This is a genomic window from Citrobacter sp. wls619, assembly GCF_005281345.1.
Taxonomy (GTDB): domain Bacteria; phylum Pseudomonadota; class Gammaproteobacteria; order Enterobacterales; family Enterobacteriaceae; genus Citrobacter.
Map to the genome: position 1 here is coordinate 1 of NZ_SZXJ01000032.1, position 903 is coordinate 903.

1 protein-coding gene is annotated in these 903 nt (G+C 60.8%); it reads right to left on the reverse strand.

Features of this window, described 5'->3' with window-relative positions; translation table 11 throughout:
* The coding region (locus tag FDX19_RS05285) for an RHS repeat-associated core domain-containing protein (protein WP_137381913.1) at window positions 1-903 on the reverse strand (903 nt) is incomplete at both ends.

Consider the following 903-nt stretch of genomic DNA (forward strand, 5'->3'; position numbering starts at 1 on the left):
TTAACCCGCCTCTCAGCCCTATCGGGTCAGGAGAAACATACTGCCCCGTCTCTGCATCATAGTACCGGAACCGGTTATAGTGCAATCCGGATTCTTCATCCGCATACTGCCCCGCAAAGCGCCACGGACAGTGCGGGGCATTATCTTCATCATTAGCCGCGCCTGGCCCGCCGAAGCGATACTGCTCCGCTTTACCCCAGATGCTCAGCTTCTGCGCCCGGACCACTTCGCCGGTTTCCGTCAGCAGTTCTCTCGGGGTACCCATATGGTCACGGACCACATAGTGCAGTTGCCCGTGTTCATATCTGGCTCCCGGTGTCAGCGCGCCGGGTTCATACAGCCAGTACACGCTGCTCTCCACGGCGGCGGTGCCGTCGGCGTAAACCGGCGTTTCCGCCACCAGCAGGTCGCCGCTCCACTGGTAATCGTAACCGGCGATACCCTGAGAGGTTCTTTCGCGGCGCTTGCTGAGCCTGCGGCCAAAGGCGTCGTAGGTGTACTGCCAGCGTTCGCCCTGTGGGGTGATAAGCTGTACCAGTTGCCCCATACCATCCCAGCGGTAGCGCCACCGCTGTGGCCGGAAGCCGTCAGACAGAACGGTTTTCTCCACCAGTCTGCCGCCTTCATCATAGCGGAAGCGGCTGTCGCCCCGTTTTGCTATGCGGCCATGTTCCTGCTCCTGTGCCGTAAACTGCATGAGGGTGTCCGGGAGGTTGCGGGTCTGACCGTGGTGGCGGATATTCAGATTAATGTCGTAGTCGAAACGCTCCTGCCGGGGGAGCTGTCGGGTGCCGCCTTCGGCCAGGGTTATCTGGTCGTTGCTGTCATAGCGGTAAGTGGTGGTTCCCCAGCGGTTGTCACTGACCCGGGTGAGGTTCCATGCCCGGTCGTATTCCTGGCGAC